The organism is Bifidobacterium sp. UTCIF-39, assembly GCF_006408715.1.
In the GTDB taxonomy this organism is placed as follows: domain Bacteria; phylum Actinomycetota; class Actinomycetes; order Actinomycetales; family Bifidobacteriaceae; genus Galliscardovia; species Galliscardovia tissieri.
On the sequence record NZ_JEOG01000006.1, the window covers coordinates 36,728 to 55,097 of the forward strand.

Below are 18,370 nucleotides of genomic sequence, written 5' to 3' on the forward strand. Positions count from 1 at the left end.
GGACACCGCCATTGTCATTACCGTGCCATCGTCATTATCGTCACTGATCGGCACGACCGGGAACCGGCCCTGTCGTGTCACGAACGATCAATGATTCGGGAGCCCCTATCGTCTGCGGGCTGAAGACATAGCCGTCCGAACCGCGCTGCTCCAGCATGGACAGGAGCATGCGCAACGCCATCTGCGCATCGTTCTGCCGCATGGCGACCGACGTCATCTTGGGTCGCGACACCTGGGCGAGCATGGAGTTGTCGACGCCGATGAGGCTCACCTCGCCCGGCACGTCCACGCCACGTTCGATCAGCCGGTTGAGCACGCCCGAGGCCATGAGGTCGTTGTACACGATGACGGCGGTCACATCCTCCTCCATCATCAGGGCGTCAGCGGCGTTCACCCCGCCTTCGAACGACGGCTCGAACGGGCCGAGGATCAGGGATTCCATGTTGAACCGCCCGGTCGCGTCCTCAAAGCTTTGCCGACGACGCTTGTCGGAACGGGAATGGTCGTCGCCGCCCAGATATGCCACGCGATTATGACCCAACGATGCCAGATGACGCACCGACTGGAACATGCCGGAGAAATCATCCACAACCACCGAGGAGAACCCCTCGACTTGTCGACTCACCAGCACCGTGGTCTCCGGGTCGAACAGCCGGCGGATGTCGTCGTCCTCAATGCGTGCCGCGGCCACCACCATGCCATCGGTGGATTCCCTGACGTCATGGATGAGCTGATCGCGCCCCAGCGCCACATTGATGTCGGCGACGACCACCTTGTATCCGGCCGACTGCGCCTCCGGAATGATGCTCTTGAACAGGTCGACGGTATAGAAGTTCTGGATATCGGTGGTCAGCAGACCGATGCTGCCGCGACGATTGATCGAATGGCCCTGATCGCCATCGGCGGTCTTGTATCCCAGCCGCTGCGCCGCCTCAAGCACCATGCGTCGGGTCGAAGCCTTGACCTTGCCTCCGCTCAATGCGCGAGAGACAGTGGACGCCGAGACACCGACCTCCTGTGCCACATCGAGAATCGTGGGGGAATTCATAGTCGTGCCTGTCCTTTCATCTCGATCCGACGCATTGCGGAGCCGGGCCGGTACTGCCTCGAATACTGAATGTCTCGGATATGGCCACATGCCTGACCCGGGCCGGAACCCCTCCGGACCGCGATTGCTCAATATTACCCAACACCATCGTCGCCGCATCCGACATCACTGTGATCTGACGGGCGTCCACCGCACTGACCGCAGGTCGACAGACCATGCACAGCGAACTGTCACTCATGGACACCACGCTCATGTCCTGCGGCACACGCAGCCCACGATCGGTCAGACAATTGACCACACCGACGGCCTGAATCTCGTCATGGGCGATCATCGCCGTCACACCGGGCTCGGTCAGCAACGCATCGGCCGCCATGAGACCGCTGCGATATGAGGTATCGAAGTCGTCACCAAGGTGCACCGCCGTCATGCCGAGCCGCTCGGCGGTGAATCGCAGGGACAATCCCTTCACGGCACTTGACCAATATCGCTCACCGACCGTCGTGTAGGCGACCACCCGATGCCCAAGGGACGCAAGATGACGCAAGGCCAGCACCGCTCCCGAAGCCTCATTGAGAAACACCGACGACAGGCCTTCGACCTTGCGGTTCGCCACCACCGTGGTCGTCATCGCCCCGACATCGCGCAGTACATCATCCCCCACCCTCGGCGAGACGATCAGCATGCCTTCACAATCCGCGGCAACAGTGCGAATGATCTTCTCAGGGGCGTTATCCCGATCTTCGATGTTCGCCAGCACCGCGCGAAATCCGGCACCCTGAATAATATCCAACGCCTTGGCCAGAGGGGCACCATCGAAATACACGCCCAAGCGGGACACCACCACGCCGATACGTCCCCGCCCATCCTCAGACCGCTGTTGCCGGGCCAGATCGAATCCCGAGGCGCGCGGCGCCTCATACCCGAGTTCGTTCGCGACGTCCGCCACCAGGCGCTTGGTGGCAGCCTTCACCTTGCCATCATTAAGCGCACGAGAGGCGGTGGATATGGAAACGCCGGCGCGTCTCGCCACATCCTGCAAAGTCGGACCAACCACAGGCAACTCCATCGATCGATGTGTGCATCCATGACATCGGTTCGGCATGAACGCACACAGTATATGAACTCATGTTCATTATTTCATTCTTTTCTTTCTTTTGCAAGCTGACAATATCCCCTATATACCAATGTTCACAACGCTTGACCACGACCAACAACTATCCTCGTCTTTTCCTTTTGCAAAGAATTGCAAAAATCTACAAGATTTCAATTTATTGCTAACCTGACTGTATGACACATTCAGCCATCTTCAACGGCGCGCCTTGGTTCGATGACGAAGGACGGCCCGTCAATGCCCATGGCGCCTGCATCGTGGAGGATGCCGGCGTCTACTATCTCCTCGGCGAGTACAAGACCGACGACCGGAACCACTTCATCGGGTTCTCCTGCTACTCTTCCCCCGATCTGGTCCATTGGCATGTCGAACGCCTCGCACTGCCGATGCAGGCTGACGGCCCGCTGGGACCGGACCGCATCGGCGAACGTGTGAAGGTCATGCGATGCCCGTCCACAGGAAAGTTTGTGATGTTCGCCCACGCCGACGATCTCGGATACCGGGACCCGTTGATCGTTGTCGCCGTCTCCGACACGGTCAACGGCGAATACCAACTGCTCGGCCCGCTGGACTATCAGGGCCAGCCCATCCGCCGATGGGACATGGGCACGTTCCAGGACACCGACGGCACCGGCTACCTGCTACTGCATGAGGGCGACATCTTCCGGCTGTCGAACGACTACCTGCACGCCGACGAACTCGTGGCACACGAGATCGCGCCGGACGGGGAATCCCCGGCAATGACCCGCATGGACGACGGCACCTATGCCATCATGTTCTCGAACAAGACGAGCTGGGATCGCAACGACAACTACTATCTGACGGCACCGTCCCCGTCCGGGCCATGGACGTTTCAAGGAACGTTCGCCCCCGAGGGGACCTGCACCTGGAACTCGCAGTGCTCGTTCATCTTCCCGCTGACGCTGGCCGATGGACGGACAGTGCCGATGTATATGGGCGATCGCTGGTCGTTCCCTCATCAGGTGTCGTGCGCCAGTCAGGTCTGGCTGCCGCTGGTCTGCGAGAACGGACGCATCGCCCTGCCTGAGTATATGGAGACGTGGGATCCGCGCACCGGCAACCCTCTGCCATGGGACGGCCAAGTACTGGATGCCGCCTTGGATTCGGACGTTCCCGGAGACGAGACCACGGTCAGGTTCCAACTCGATGACGAACGGCGGCTGGCGCTCATCGGGAACGCCGACCGCACCGGCGGCTACGCCCAACTCGACATCGCCGATGACGACGGCACGGTGTTCTCGTCCCTCGTGGACTGCTACACGCCGACCCGCAACCATGGCCTGCTGTTCGTCAGCCCCCCGTTGCGACAGGGAGCATACACCGCGACGGTACGCGTCACCGGCGATGCCTCGGTGTTCTACAAGAAGGACGGTACCCGTCTCGGCAGTCAGGGCACACGGGTGTCCATAGCCGGCATGACACTGCTGCAGGACTGATCCATCGGAACCGGCCCATCATGCATCATCACGACTTCGCGTCATCCAAGTATGTCCAGCATCTGTTGGACGCGTTCCGCGGCGGCGGGTACGGTGCGCGGGACATCTACACGCTCACCTACCCGGTGCTCGTGGATACGCTTTTCCTCACCATCGTGGATTTCTGCAATACCGGCATCATCAGCACCAGCGGCCCCGCCGCGATCAGTGCGGTGAACACCGCCGAATCGTTGCACTGGCTGCTCATCGGCACGTTCAACGCCATCGCTCTGGGTGCCACCGTACTGATCTCGCAATATCACGGAGCCAATGATCATCAGGGGCTTGGCAGAACCACGTCGTCGTCGCTGCAGGTCATGCTCGCTGCGACGGTTCTATACGCGGTCGTGGTGCTGTTTTTCGAGGATCCGCTGATCGGTCTGCTATTCGGTTCCGCCGACCGTGACGTGCTTGAGTACATTCATATATTCCTGTTCGGCCTGCTCGTCAGTTATCCGCTGCGCGGATTCCACATGTGCGTCGCGGGACTGCTGCGTGGACTCGGACGAACCAAGATCACGCTCGTTCTGTCGTTGGTCGCCAACGGGTCGAATCTCGCACTGAATATCGTGTTCGTCATCCTGATGCATATGGGTGTGACCGGTCTGGCGTGGGCCGCCGGCCTCTCACAGCTCATCGGGGCGCTGGTGGCGTCCGCGATGCTGCGCAATCATGCATCGGAACTGCGGTTGGACCTACGAACCCTGTTCAGGATCAACGGCACGGGGACCGTGCAGGTGATCATGGTAAGTCTGCCGTTCGCCCTTGAGGATCTGTTCTTCAACGGCGGCAAGCTCATCATTCAGATGTTCATCGTGCCGTTCGGTACGCTGCAGATCGCGGCGAACGGCATCATCGGATCGTGGAGCCGTCTGCAGGAGGTGCCGATCCGCGCGCTGTCCATAGCGATCGTGCCGATCATTGGCACCAGCATCGGCGGCGGCAATGTCACCTACGCCCGAAAGATCACCAGAACGTTCATCATCGTGGGAGCACTGTCATCCGCGCTTGTGGGTCTCGTGCTGCTGGCGCTGTTCCCCTGGGCGATTACGTCCTACTACCATGCCCCCGCGGAGATCCACGGTACACTGTGGACGCTGTTCATCTTCACACTGATAGGGTATCCACTGCTGTTTGGACTGCAGTGCATATACCCCGCCACGCTACGCGCCGCAGGTGACGGTTCCTACGCCACCATCGCATCACTGGCATCGATGTGGATATACCGCATCGGCATCGGCTATCTCGTCAGCGTGGTGCTGAACTATCAGATCGTCGGTCTCTGGGCGGTCTGGGTCAGCGAATGGGCGGTACGCGGACTGCTGTTCTGGCTACGCTACCGCACCGATCGCTGGACGAAGCACGATCTCACGTCCTCACACGACGCGGCGTAGGACCGATGCAGCGGTAACGGCCGCAGACCGGTACGGTATTCGGTATGGTGTGCCGTATGCCAGTAAGCCGCGCTGTACGTTTTAGTACGGCTGGTTGCCGTGGATGATGATGCCACGCTCGTGCTTGAGGAAGTTGCGCGCGGACTCGCGGTCGATGTCATGGCCACGTTCGAGGCTGCGGTAGACGACGGCGGTCTGCGCTCCCCAGCTGAGGGTTTTGAACGCCTCGTGCGAATCCCATCCATCCTGGGCGATGCCGAGCGTGGGCTCCTGCACGTATCCGTATCCGGCGGCGTTGGCATAGCCGTTGAACGGCAGTCCCCAGGCGTGGTGCTGGTCGAGCAGCGCGCAGTAGGCGTCGGCCTGCGGGAAGTCCTCCTCGCGCGTGCCGGCCTTACGTGCCAGATCGTCGGCGGTGGAACGTTCGTAACCGGAATCCTCCGGCGGTGTGGGCAGCGGCATGTCAGTCCTCTCCTCATGACAATCCATCGTGCCTGCGGAAATGTTCCGTGGCACGTCATGGAACACGGTGCACGCCCGAGCGAAAACGGACGCTGTTTTCCAGAGTCTTTTTTACACCCATTGCCGGTCAACACCACCATTGGTCCCGCGCCTCGGAACACCGGACTCGTCGCCCGGCGGCGACATCGTCAGATGCTGCGGGGACCGGTGCTTTCACGAATGACCAACTTGGTCGGCGTGCTCTGCACCGGCGTACCCATCTCACCCTTCGAGAACCGCGCCAGCAGCGTACGCGCGGCCTGCGAACCGAGCAGACGGGTGGACCGGTGAATCGTGGTCAACGCGGGCCAAGCCAGACGGCCCACGATATCGTCGTCGATGCCGATGATCGAATAGTCGCGCGGGCACTCATATCCGTTCTTGCGCATGGCGGCGATGAATCCGAGCGCCATCATGTCGTTGTAGGCGACCACCGCACCGGTCGGGTTCCTCAGATATTCGCGGGCCATCTGGAAGCCGCCCTCATATGTGGGCACGCCCGGCCAGAACCGTTTGATCTTCAGTCCCTCCTCACTGCACGCCTGCGTCAGTTCGGTCCAGCACACGCCCGCCGACCATGAATGCGCCGGTCCGTCAAGATAGGTCAGACGATCGAAGCCGAGCCCCTTGAGATGCGTCGCCGCCTGCCGCATACCCTGCGACACGTCAGTGACCACACTGGAGACTCCTCGAATTATGCGATTGGTCACCACCACCGGCTTGACCTGCGCACATTTGCGGATCATGGAATCGGGCATACGGCTGGACGCCAAGATCACCCCGTCGGCGTAATACACGGCACGATCGAACGCCACCCGTTCCATGGACGCCGACTCGCACGACTCGCTCACCAGCAGGCCCATGTCCTGACGGGCGCATTCCTGTTGCACGCTGCGCACAATGTCAGTGAAGAACTGATTGGTCATATCCGGCACGATGATGGCGACCAGACCCTTGTGGCCGCTGGACGGTCTTGATTCGACCGGGATCTCATGGTAACCGAGCTCGTCGGCGACCTGGAAGATGCGTTTCGTGGTGGCCGGACTCACCCGTCCCGGCATAGAGAATGCACGCGAGACGGTAGATGGGGAGACTCCGGCGGCTTTCGCAACATCGCGAATCGTGACCTTGTTCATTTCCACTCCATAACAACTAGTGTCTTGTATTCAGGCACGTCTTTGTGCCCAGTGTATGCGCAATGCGAGCGGCATGCGCACTTTTCCGATACGGCACAGTCGACGTGTCGTGTCATCCGAATGCCGAATGAGGTGACGACGATTCCGGTTCCGTGCCGTCCAGGACTCCGGTGCGGCCGTCATCGTTCTGCAGGTATGCGAAATCGCACCCCGAGGCACACAGCCCGGGGTGCGATCAACCGATCACAGGAAAGCACGAATCCGGTATGGCGGCTCCTTTCACATTGCCGGGTACTGCACCGGATGATTATCAGGTGTAGTGAGCATGAGCTAATCAGTGATACGACTACTCGGTGATGCCGTCCTTGAAGATGGCGATCTCGTGCATGCCGTACTCCTCGTTGCGCGTGATCTCCTCGCCGTTGACGGTGGCCATCACATCGGCGATGAAGTCGGGCAGCACATCCTCCATGCGCTCGCTGAGCAGACGACCGGCGTTGAAGTCGATCCAGCGCGAATGCTTGGTGGCAAGCGGCACGTTCGTGGCGACCTTGTACGTGGGCACATACGTGCCGTACGGGTTGCCGCGACCGGTGGTGAACAGCACGATGTTGCAGCCGGCGCTTGCCAGCGCGGAGGAGGCGACCAGATCGTTGCCCGGCGCCTGCAGCAGGGTCAGTCCGGGCTCGGTGGCCTGATGACCGTAGGCGATCACGTCGGTGACCTGACACTTGCCGCCCTTGCGGATGCAACCGAGGGACTTGTCCTCCAGCGTGGTGATGCCGCCGGCCTTGTTGCCCGGGGACGGGTTCTCGCCGATCGGCTCATTGTACTTGCGGAAGTAGTCCTTGAAGTCCTTGATGAGCTTGACCACGTCCTCAAACGTCTGCTCGTCCTTGGCCTGGCTCATCAGCACCTGCTCGGCACCGAACATCTCGGGCACCTCGGTGAGGACCACCTTGCCACCCTGCTCGGCAAGCCATTCGGCGAACTTGCCCACCAGCGGGTTGGCGGTCACGCCCGACAGCCCGTCGGAGCCGCCGCACTTGACGCCCACGGTCAGCTCGCTGATCGGAATCGGCTCGCGACGATCATGCAGGGCCACCTCGTTGATCTGCTCGAGCAGCTTGGCGGCGGTCTCGTACTCGTCGTCCTCGAGCTGGCAGATCATGAACTTCACGCGGTCGGGATCGTACACGAGCCCGTCCTGCAGATCCTTCATCACCTCGTCGCTCGGCTCGGAGTCCACGCCGCAGCACCCCATGAGCGGGGTCATCTCGGACTTGAACTGCGGAATCTGGTTGTTCTCACAGCCAAGACCCACCACCAGTACACCGCCGGCGTTCGGATGCATGGCGATGTCCTGCAGAATGCGCTTAGTCATCTCATGATCGCCGCCCAGCTGGGAGCAGCCATACGGATGATGCGCAATGATGATCGAATCGAACGCGCCGCGGTCCGGATGCAGCGCCTCGAACTGCTTGGCGATGTTGTCGCACAGCGAGTTGATGCAGCCGACGGCCGGCACGATGTACAGGTCGTTGCGCACGCCCACCTTGCCAGTGGCACGACGGTAGCCCTGGAACGTCAGATCACTGGGCTTGCTGCCCGGCTTCACCACGTCCGGCACCGGATCGTACGTGTACTGCAGATCAGGGCCGAGATTCGATTTGGTGTTATGCGTGTGCACCCAGGAGCCCTTGGCGATGTCGCACTTAGCATGACCGATCGAATAGCCGTACTTGATGATCTGCTCGCCCTCGGGAATGTCTTCGATGGCGACCTTGTGACCACGGCCGACGTCCTCGAGCAGAACGACCGGTTCGGCAAGGCCCTCCACCACGACGCTCTCGCCCTTCTTCAGGTCGCGGGCGGCGACGGCCACCTTGTCATGCGGATCAAGATGGATGGTATCCATGATCAACCTTCCTCAACGTATAAAACGTATAAAAACAGCGTGAACGCGTAAAACATGATGCGCTCCCCTCGGCCGTGCCGCACACTCACACACGCCTTCACGCGCGGGATGCGGCACGACCGGGAGGAGTCAAACAAGCGGGAGACTGGATCAGGCCAGCGCCTTGATCAGCGGGCGCATGCCCTCGGCCTTGATCGCGTCAAGGTTCGCCTGCACGGCCTCGGCAAGACCCTCGACCTCGGTGAGATCCTGACCCCACACGGAGGCGTCGGCGAGAATCGTCTCGGCGTAATGCTCCGACTTGGCGGCCTCCTCGAACTTCGCGACCACAGCCGGATCGTCGGAGATGTTGACCGCGCCCTCGGCCAGACCGCCGTAAGTGTAGATCAGACCGGACAGAGCCAGCACCAGACGCTTGGGCAGACCGTTGCCATCCTTCACGTTGTTGAGCAGCACCGGCAGGCAACGGGTCACGTACTTGGCCGCGGAGTTCAGGCCGATCGCGTCGAGCGCATGCTTGACGAACGGGTTGGCGTAGCGCTCCAGCACGGCCTCGGCGAACTTGTTCAGCTCGTCCTCGGGCAGGGACAGCACCGGGATGATCTCCTCGTGCATCTCCTTCTCGATGAACGGACGCACGTCGGGATCGTTCATGGCCTCACCCACGGTGGCCACACCGGCCAGACGGGCCACGGACGCCAGCGTGGTGTGCGGGCAGTTCAGCAGGAACACCTTGCGCTCGCGGTACGGCTTCACGGATTCGGGGGTGACCAGGTCGATGCCAAGCTTCTTGGCCGGCAGCGCCTCGTCGATGGCCTCGGCGTCGCCGGAGACGACCCACAGCAGGAACGGCTCGGCCTTGACCATGTTGTTGTCCACGTAGCCCAGCTCGTTCCACAGCTCCTCGGCGCGATCCTTCGGGTAGCCGGGGACGATGCGGTCGACCAGCGTGTTGAAGAACTTGTTGTCGTTCTCCAGCCAGGCCTTGAAGTCCTCGCCGTAGCCGAACTTGTCGGCCAGCTCGAGCAGGTACTTCTTCAGGGTGTCGCCGTTGTCGGCGATCAGCTCGCACGGGATGATGAGGAAGCCGGGCAGGCCGTTGTCGAAGCGACGCTTGAGCAGGTGGATCAGCTTGGCCGGGTAGCTCTTCGGCGGCACGGTCTCGGCGGTGTCGGAATCGTCAAGCGCGATGCCGGCCTCGGTGGTGTTGGAGATGATGATCCTGGCCTCCGGCTCGTCGGCGAGCGCGAGGTACTCCTCCCAGTCGTCGATGGCGGACAGGCTCTTGCCGATGGAGTCGATCAGCTCGCGGGACTGCACCTGCTCGCCGTTCTTCAGACCTTCGAGGATCACGGTGTACAGGTTGTCCTGGGCGGCGATCTCCTTGGCGCGGCCGAAGCCGATCGGCTGCACGACGGCCACGTTGCCGCCGAACAGATCGTTGTTGTTGAGCTGCTGGATCGTCCAGTCGACGAATGCGCGCAGGAAGTTGCCTTCACCGAACTGGATGACCTTGATCGGGCGCTTGGCGGCGTCCGCGGTGGTCAGACCCTTATCGATGGCGACCTCGGCGTTGAGGACAGGAAGATTGTTGTCAGTCATGGTGTGTTCTCCTGCTTTCTGCTTGGTGAAATGCGGAGCATTCGGCTGTGCTGCGGAATTTCAGTGATCACGAAACACCGTTACAGCTTCGTATTCCAGCACTTCGTCTTGCTGGTTCCCAGCGTATGACCGTCGTTGCCAACACGGTGAAATTGTTGCCAACCGTTGCCTCGTTTCGCTGGAATCGGGCTGTCAAGTCTTGACAAACCAGCAGGAGAACGCTAACGATCCTGTTTCCCTGTCTTTCTCGTCTCTCTCCTTCCTGTCACGCCTCCATCAGTCGCCGGGCGATGGACCGGAACTCGGCGGCGAGCGGAGTATCGGCGAGCGCGCCGTCCTCGTTGAGCACCACCGGTCGGCCGGCCTCACCGTCGATGCGTACCTCGGGTTCGAGCGGCAGCGTGCCGAGCAGCGGCACATCGTACTTGAGCGCGGCGGTGAGCTGTTCGGATACCCGCTGGCCGCCGCCCTCGCCGAAGATGCGCAGCTTCTCGCCGTTGTGCTCGTAGTAGCTCATGTTCTCGATCACGCCACACACTTTCATCGGCACCTGCAACGCCACGAGTCCGGCGCGTACGGCCACATCAGAGGCGCTCGGCTGCGGGGTGGTCACCACCACGAGTTCGGCGTTGGGCAACGCCTGCGCCACGGAGATGGCCATATCGCCGGTGCCGGGGGCCAGATCAAGCAGCAGCACGTCGGGCTCGCCCCACCATACGTCGGACAGGAACTGCTCGAGCGAGCGCTGCAGTCGGGGTCCGCGCCACAGGATCGCACGATCGGCACCGGCGAACATGCCGATGGAGATGAGTTTCACGCCCCATGCGGTGACGGGCATGAGCATGCCCTTGAGATTCGTGGGGTGGTCGTGCGTGCCGAACAGCGCCGGCAGCGAGAATCCGTAGATGTCGGCGTCGATGGCCGCGGTGTCGTATCCGAGCGCGGCGAACGTGGCGGCCAGATTGGCGGTGACCGACGATTTGCCGACGCCGCCCTTGCCGGATGCGATGGCGAAGATGCGGGTTTTGGAGCCCGGTTTGGTGAACGGGTTCTCCTTGCGCTGCGCCTTGAGGTCGTTAACCAGTCCGGTGAGCTTCTCCTGGCTCATGGATCCGACGTCGATGTGCGGGATGAGCGTGGCGGCCGGGTATGAGGTCACGGCCTCGTTGATCTTGTCGATAATGGTCTGCGTGAGCGGGCATCCCTCCACGGTGAGCTCTACCTTCACGGTGACGTCCACCACGCTGCGTCCGGAGTCGATGACGTCGCGCGGCATCACGTCGATGCCGGTGATCATGCCGAGATCGGTGATGGACTTGCCCAGTTCGGGGTCGATGACCCGGCTCAGTCGGGAACGCACGTTGCGTTCGATGACATCATTCATTCCCGCTGGATTCGTAGCCGCCATGTCGTTCTCCTTGCAATCTCTCGCACGTACATCAATCCATGTGTCACACTAGCGTGAACCGCCGCATGGTTCCAGATATTCGCACAGGATATCCATACGGATATCGTTGTATTTTGTTGCCGCCGTCATGAAACACGCTATGGAAGGACAAGTAAATACGCCCATCCATATCATGATTCGTGACGACTGTGGATTACAGCCACATGCCCATACCACTTATTGGGCGAGTCGCAAGGCCGTGTATTCCGCTGGCATACGTCATGACGTGTGACGACATGCCGGGATCGTGACCGATGCGAGCGCCCGGAAACGAGGTAACGATGCCGAAGTTCTCCCCCATTCCCGCCGAGCCGATCATCGAGAACGGCGAGGGTTCCGCCGCCGACGGCACGCCGATCCGTACCGTATATATGGAGCAGGGGAACGCGCACGTGGCGTTCGCCCTGACGATTCCCGACGACGATCTGCCGCGTATCACGCACTGGGGCCGTCCGCTGCCGGAGTCCGGCCGTGATGCCGCGCTGCTGCATGCCTACGATGCGTTGAAACCGCAGCGGGTGTCCGGCGCATTGAATGAGACGGCGTGGCCGAGCGTGCTGCCCACACAGGCGGAGTCGTGGATCGGCGAACCGCGGTTCGTGGTCCGTCGCGGCGGTGTGGAACTGTTCTGCCGGTTCGCGGTGACCGATGTCGCGACCAGCGTGTGTGGCGATGTGCCGACCGTGACCGTGACCGCCGAGGACGCCGAACAGGGCGTCGGCGTGGTGTGGACCGCGGAACTCGAACAGGGCGGTCTGATCCGTCAGCGTGTCACCGTGCGCAATCTGTTCGGTACGGATGCCGAGCCGTTGGAGATCGGCAAGGTGGAGCTCGGGTTCGCCCTGCCGGCGAGCGCCACGGAGATCCTGACCACCACAGGTCATCATTTGCGTGAGCGTGCCCCGCAGCGTCAGCCATTGACGATCGGTCGTTTTGAGAAGAGTTCGTGGGTAGGACGCCCTGATTTCGACGCGTCGCTGCTGCTGACGGCCGGCGTGCCCGGTTTTGGGTTCGAACATGGTGAGGCGTATGCGGTGCATGTGGGGTGGAGCGGCAATTCCTGCCTGTCGGCCGAACGTCTGCCGTATACGACGGGGGTGATCGGCGGCGGCGAACTGCTGTTCGGTGGCGAGGTGACGCTGTCCGGTGATGCCGGTGATGCTGATGCCGCCGAATACACCACGCCGTGGGTGTATGGCTCGTTCGGTGACGGGCTGAATGAGATCGCCGCCCGTTTCCATGATCATCTGCGTCGTCTGCACCCGAATCTGAGCGCCAAACCGCGTCCGGTGATCCTCAACACGTGGGAGGCCGTGTATTTCAACCATGATTTCGATACGTTGAAGGCGCTGGCCGACAAGGCCGTCGAAGTGGGTGCGGAACGGTTCGTGGTGGATGACGGCTGGTTCGGCTCCCGCCGCGATGACACGTCCGGTCTGGGCGACTGGCAGATCGCTCAGGAGGTGTGGCCGGATGGTCCGAAGAGTCTCAAGGCGCTGGCCGATTATGTGCATGGCGTGGGTCTGGAGTTCGGCCTGTGGTTCGAGCCGGAGATGGTGAATCCGGATTCGAATGTGGCCCGTGAGCATCCGGACTGGATCCTCTCCCCCACCGCCGGCCGTCTGCCGATGCAGGGCCGTCACCAGCAGGTGCTGGATCTGACGAATCCGGATGCCGCCGCATACATCTTCGATTGCATCGATACGCTGGTGGGCGAGCTGGGTATCGACTACATCAAGTGGGATCATAACAAGCTGGTCACCGAGGCAGGCAGTCGTCGTACCGGTCGTCCCGCCGTGCATGAGCAGACCGGGGCCGTGTATGACATCTGGCGCAGGCTTAAGGAGAACCATCCGGGTCTCGAGATCGAAAGCTGCTCGTCCGGCGGTGGTCGTGTGGATCTGGGCATTCTTGAATACGCGGATCGCATTTGGGCGTCGGACTGCGTGGACCCGGTGGAGCGCGCCGACATTCAGCGGTACACGTCGCTGCTGGTGCCGCCGGAAATGATCGGCGAGCATGTGGGTGATTCGCCCGCGCATTCCACGCGTCGCGCCACGAGTCAGGAGATGCGTATGGCGATGGCGTTCTTCGGCCATCTGGGTGTGGAGTGGAATCTGCTGAGGCAACCGCAGGAGAATCTGGATCTGCTGGCCGGATGGATCGCCGAGTTCAAGAAGCATCGCGAATGGTTCGCGATCGACACGATGGTGCATACGGATTCGCCGGATCCGGCGGTGCGCGTGGATGGCGTGGTCAAGCCGGACCGTTCGGCGGCGATCTACCGGTTCACGCAGCTGACCACGTCGGCCACGTACCCAGCGGCACCGGTGCGTCTTCCGGGACTCAAGCCGGATGCGAACTATCTGATCCAGCCGGTTCCGGTGAGTCTGGATGTCACGGGAGCGACCTCCCCCGCCCGTGAGACGATCACCAACAGCCAGTCAACACTCGGCTGGTGGACCGCCGACGGCACGGTGATGAGCGGCGCCCAGCTGCAGTCCTACGGCTTGCGCATGCCGAGCCTGCACCCGGCCAACGCCATCCTGTTCTGGGCGATCGAGATCTGAGCCCTCTCATCCTTAGTGTGATCACACTATCGTGGCGTGGTCACACTATTTCGTTGCAATTGCAAGGATCTGACAGGCTTCTGGTTTCTTAGTGTGATCACACTAAGAAACCAGATTCGGGAGGTAAAGGCTCCAGGACCCCGAAGGCTCGAGGATATATAGGGTATATAGAGTCCGCTGACTATCGGCCCAACACGTATCGGCGTATCGCGCAGGCGGCGGCACCCTGCGCCCATCGTTCCCAGTCGGAGCCGAGGATCTCGAACGGAACCGCGGACGCCCTGCTGGGACGATATTCGGCGATGCCTTGTCGCACCGATTCGATCTGCATGCCCGCCACATACGCGGATTCACCGGCGACGAACACCTTGAGCGGCATGGTCAGATTGGCCACAAGGCCGATCATCACACCAAGACGGAAGCACTCACGCATCAACAGTCGTTTAGCCTGGGTCACGCCGGCGCGCGCGTCATGCACATAGTCGTCGAACGTCATGATCGTACCCATGATCTTCGAATACTCGTCGGCGAGCGAATCATTGGTCAGGCATTGCGAGCATCCGCGATGACCGTTGCCGCGGAAGCAGCGTGGCCCGTCCGGATCGATGAGCAGATGCCCACCCAATCCGAACGTCTTGTCGGGATGATCCACCACACGGCCATCCTCCACCAGTCCGTATCCGATGCCCTCGCCGATCGTGATCAACGCGAACCGGGGCAAGCCCACTCCGGCACCGAACCAGTGCTCATACATGAGCAGTGCGTCGAGATCGTTGTTCGTCACCGTATCGAGTCCTGTGGACTCACGGACCATGGACGACAGATCGCACGGTTCGATCCACGACAGATAGGGGGCCTCGTCCACCACGTCGTCGGTGATGTGGGCGCCGATCCCCAGTCCGATCATGACCGGCTCCGGGAGCCCGCATCGGATGGCATCCTCACGGCATTGTTCCGCCAATGACGCCACCGCCGACGTCACACCGGACGGCGAACGGTCGGAAAACGACACCACATGAGACGATACGCCGTCGGGCATGCGACATTGCGCGTTGACCAGCACGGCGGTGGCGTCACCGCCGCGAATCTTCACCCCCACGAACGTACGGGCGTTGGCGTTCGCCATCAGTGCCGACTGGGGACGTCCCCGCTCCCCCGTACGCTTCCGCGGCTGGAATCCATACGGCAGATGTCCGCCGGACGTGTCGGCGTCGCCTGTCTCGCGCACCACACCCAGATGCATGAGATCGGCGATGATGCGCGACACCGTGCCAGCGGACAGATCGTGCATCTGCGCAAGCGTGGTACGGGCGATGGGCCCATATTCGAGAATGTCCGCGGCAATCCGACGCATGGCCGGCGAACCTTCGAACCATTGGGCTGGATGCGTGTCTCGTTCGGCCATGAAATCCTCCCGCTCTCTACTGTTCCGGGCTTGTGATCGAGCCGGTTTCATGCAACGGTCACGGAATCGTCACTGGACTTGGCTGGAGCTTCACCGGTCTCCAGCAGATGCCGGAAGCCGGCCTCATCGAGCATGGGCACACCCAGCGCCTCGGCCTTGTCCGCCTTGGAGCCGGCGTTCGCGCCCACCACCACATACGTGGTCTTCTTGCTCACCGAACCAGCGGCCTTGCCGCCACGGGAGACGATCGCCTCCTTGGCGGAGTCGCGTGAGAATCCCTCCAGCGAGCCGGTCACGACCACGGTCATGCCGGCCAGGGTCTGCGGTGCGGTGTTCGTCTCCACATGCGTGCCCACACCGGCGGCGGTCCACGCGGCGAGGATGCGGCCACGCCAATCCTCGGGATCGCGGGCCGCGGTGAACCAACGCACCACGGATTCGGCGATCTCCGGACCGATGCCGTCGATTTCGGCCAGCTCCTCCGCGCTCGCCTTGCCGATCGCCTCCAGTGAGCCGAGCCGTGAGGCGATGAGCCGCGCGGTGGGAGGGCCGAGCCGGCGGATGGACAACGCCACGAGCACGCGCCACAGGTCCGCCTGCTTCGCCTTGTCGATCTCGGCAAGCATCTTGCGCGTGTTCTCGCCCGGCCGGACGTATACCGGCTGTTCGCTGACGCCACCGCCACGCACCGAACGGGTGTGATGATCCACGATCACCGCGTCCGCCGGTACCGCATAGTCGGGGTAGTCGGCGCGGATCTCCTCCGGCGCGGTCTTGTCGTTGATCTTCTTCGCATCCGTTGGTGCCGTCCAGAACGCCGGAGTCCGGTACCACAGTCCGGAGCCGCCCAGACGCTTGCGCGTCTTTGTGGGGCGACCGGTCTTTGGGCTCACGCCCGGACGCACCTCGATGATCGGCACCTCGCGCCACACGACCACGTCGCGCAGTTGCTCCAGGCCAAGCGAGAACACGTCCGCCTCGCTGGTGAGCACCGGGGTCTGCGGTTCGGGCAGGCGCAGACCGTCCACCGGTTCGTACGGTTCGGGTTCCTCCCCCGGCCCGACCAGGATCTCGCGCAGATTCGGCGCATACGTGTCGGCGGAATCTGGTCGGTTCTCCTCCGGGTTGGTCAACGCGATGGCGCTCTGATCGCCAAGATGCTCGATGTCGAACGCCTTGCGCGAGGCGAGGTTGATGATGCGTTCGGTCAGCTGTGCCGGGCAGCTTTCCACATTGGGGCAACGGATGTCCTTGTCGCCCTCCTTGGCGGGGGCGAGCCGGGTGCCGCAGCTCGGACAGTGTTCGGGCATGACGAATTCACGCAGCTCCGACTCCCGGCCCTTGCGACGATCGAGCACCGGGCCCACGAGTTCGGGAATCACGTCGCCGGCCTTGCGCACCACTACGGTGTCGCCGATGAGCACACCCTTGCGCTTGACCTCGAACGGATTGTGCAGTGTGGTGCGGGCCACGGTCGAGCCGGCCACGTACACGGGCTTGAGCACGGCCACCGGGGTCACGCGACCGGTGCGTCCCACCTGCACGGTGATGTCAAGCAGTTCGGTGTTGACCTCCTCGGGCGGATACTTGTAGGCGATCGCCCAACGCGGCGCGCGCGAGGTGGCCCCGAGACGACGTTGCAGTCCCAGATCGTCGACCTTCACCACGATGCCGTCGAGCGCATGTTCGATGTCGTTGCGATGCTCGCCGTAATAGTCGATCATGTCGAGCACTTCGGCGAACGATGTGACGGTACGGTTGTGCGGTGAGACCGGCACTCCCCACTTCTCATACAGCTCGTATGCCTCGGACTGGTTGTGCACCACGTCGTGCGTTCCGCGCGGATGGTCGGCACCCCAGTCGAGCGTGCCGATGCCGTGTGCGTAGAACGTGAGGTTGCGCGTGGCGGTGATGCGGGGGTCCTTCTGTCGCAGCGAACCGGCGGCGGCGTTACGCGGATTGGCGAACGGCGGACGGCCCTGATCCTCCTGGCGTTCGTTCAGGGCCCGGAAGTCGTCGAACCGCATGAACACCTCGCCGCGCACCTCCACCATGTCGGGGATGTCGTCGGCCGGTCCGCCCAGATTCTGCGGAATGTTGGCGATCGTGCGCGCGTTCATGGTGATGTCCTCGCCGGTCACGCCGTCGCCACGCGTCAACCCCTGTTCGAGTACGCCGTTGCGGTAGATCAGATTCAACGCCAGTCCGTCGATCTTGACCTCGCAGCTCATCGGCAACGGCTTGCCGTCCGGCCAATCGAGGTCGCGGATCACCGAATCGTACCAGTCGCGCAACTCGTCGATGCTGAACACGTCATCGAGACTCATCATGCGGGAGGGATGCCGCACGGACGCGAAATCATTCGAGAACGTGCCGCCGACACGATGCGTGGGCGACTGCGGCGAATCCAAGGACGGGAACGCGGCTTCAAGTCGCTGCAGACAGCGCATGCGGGCATCGTAGGCGGCATCGGACGCCACCGGCGCGTCGTTGACATAGTAGGCGATCTGGTCGGTCTCCACCCAGGCCGCCACCTTGGTCCACAGTCTGGCGGCCGCCTCGGAACTCATCGAAGCGACGTCAAGACGTTCCAGCCGCAAGGCGTCGGCGTCGCTCTGCGTGAGCGCGGCGATCCATTCGAACGATCCGGGTTCCGCGGCGGACACCGGCGTGTCCTCCACGACATCGCCGTCACCGTCAAGATCCCAGGCCAGCTGCGCGTCATCACTCGTCATGCGTCGT

At 62.3% G+C, this 18,370-nt stretch carries 12 protein-coding genes; 3 read left to right on the forward strand and 9 right to left on the reverse strand.

What is annotated here, in order from left to right; all coding sequences use genetic code 11:
- Positions 1–40: 40 nt before the first annotated feature.
- Complete coding sequence (locus EP30_RS03810) at positions 41–1,048, reverse strand: LacI family DNA-binding transcriptional regulator (RefSeq protein ID WP_181160777.1); 1,008 nt, start codon at positions 1,046–1,048, stop codon at positions 41–43.
- A gap of 16 nt (positions 1,049–1,064) precedes the next feature.
- On the reverse strand, positions 1,065–2,102 hold the full coding sequence (locus tag EP30_RS03815; protein WP_181160778.1) for a LacI family DNA-binding transcriptional regulator: 1,038 nt from the start codon (positions 2,100–2,102) through the stop codon (positions 1,065–1,067).
- Between the two features lie 233 nt (positions 2,103–2,335).
- Here EP30_RS03815 and EP30_RS03820 point away from each other — a divergent pair, with 233 nt between their 5' ends.
- On the forward strand, positions 2,336–3,616 hold the full coding sequence (locus tag EP30_RS03820) for a glycosyl hydrolase family 43 (protein ID WP_140556296.1): 1,281 nt from the start codon (positions 2,336–2,338) through the stop codon (positions 3,614–3,616).
- 20 nt (positions 3,617–3,636) lie between these two features.
- Entirely contained in the window at positions 3,637–5,049 is a 1,413-nt protein-coding gene (locus EP30_RS03825; RefSeq protein ID WP_140556299.1) for an MATE family efflux transporter, read from the forward strand.
- An 81-nt stretch (positions 5,050–5,130) separates the two neighbouring features.
- Here the strand turns inward: EP30_RS03825 and EP30_RS03830 are convergent, their stop codons facing one another.
- The 5 genes from EP30_RS03830 to EP30_RS03850 form a co-directional block, all read right to left on the reverse strand.
- Positions 5,131–5,511: a hypothetical protein gene (locus tag EP30_RS03830; protein ID WP_094662694.1), complete on the reverse strand. Its 381-nt coding sequence runs from the start codon at positions 5,509–5,511 to the stop codon at positions 5,131–5,133.
- Positions 5,512–5,699: 188 nt separating this feature from the next.
- A complete protein-coding gene (locus tag EP30_RS03835; RefSeq protein WP_140556301.1) occupies positions 5,700–6,686 on the reverse strand; it encodes a LacI family DNA-binding transcriptional regulator in 987 nt (328 codons plus the stop codon).
- Positions 6,687–7,032: 346 nt separating this feature from the next.
- On the reverse strand, positions 7,033–8,604 hold the full coding sequence (locus tag EP30_RS03840) for a UxaA family hydrolase (protein ID WP_094662698.1): 1,572 nt from the start codon (positions 8,602–8,604) through the stop codon (positions 7,033–7,035).
- A gap of 150 nt (positions 8,605–8,754) precedes the next feature.
- Entirely contained in the window at positions 8,755–10,206 is a 1,452-nt protein-coding gene (locus EP30_RS03845) for a tagaturonate reductase (RefSeq protein WP_140556303.1), read from the reverse strand.
- A 265-nt stretch (positions 10,207–10,471) separates the two neighbouring features.
- Positions 10,472–11,590 carry an Mrp/NBP35 family ATP-binding protein gene (locus EP30_RS03850; protein ID WP_140556455.1) on the reverse strand — a complete coding sequence of 373 codons (1,119 nt, stop codon included), beginning with the start codon at positions 11,588–11,590 and terminating at the stop codon, positions 10,472–10,474.
- Between the two features lie 344 nt (positions 11,591–11,934).
- Between EP30_RS03850 and EP30_RS03855 the strand changes: the two genes are divergently transcribed.
- Positions 11,935–14,223: an alpha-galactosidase gene (locus tag EP30_RS03855; protein WP_140556305.1), complete on the forward strand. Its 2,289-nt coding sequence runs from the start codon at positions 11,935–11,937 to the stop codon at positions 14,221–14,223.
- Positions 14,224–14,404: 181 nt separating this feature from the next.
- Here the strand turns inward: EP30_RS03855 and EP30_RS03860 are convergent, their stop codons facing one another.
- Both EP30_RS03860 and ligA read right to left on the reverse strand, forming a co-directional pair.
- The gene (locus EP30_RS03860) at positions 14,405–15,628 is read right to left on the reverse strand and encodes an ROK family protein (RefSeq protein ID WP_181160779.1); all 1,224 of its coding nucleotides are present in this window, start codon (positions 15,626–15,628) and stop codon (positions 14,405–14,407) included.
- Between the two features lie 47 nt (positions 15,629–15,675).
- The gene (gene ligA / locus EP30_RS03865; RefSeq protein ID WP_140556310.1) at positions 15,676–18,363 is read right to left on the reverse strand and encodes an NAD-dependent DNA ligase LigA; all 2,688 of its coding nucleotides are present in this window, start codon (positions 18,361–18,363) and stop codon (positions 15,676–15,678) included.
- Positions 18,364–18,370: the final 7 nt, after the last annotated feature.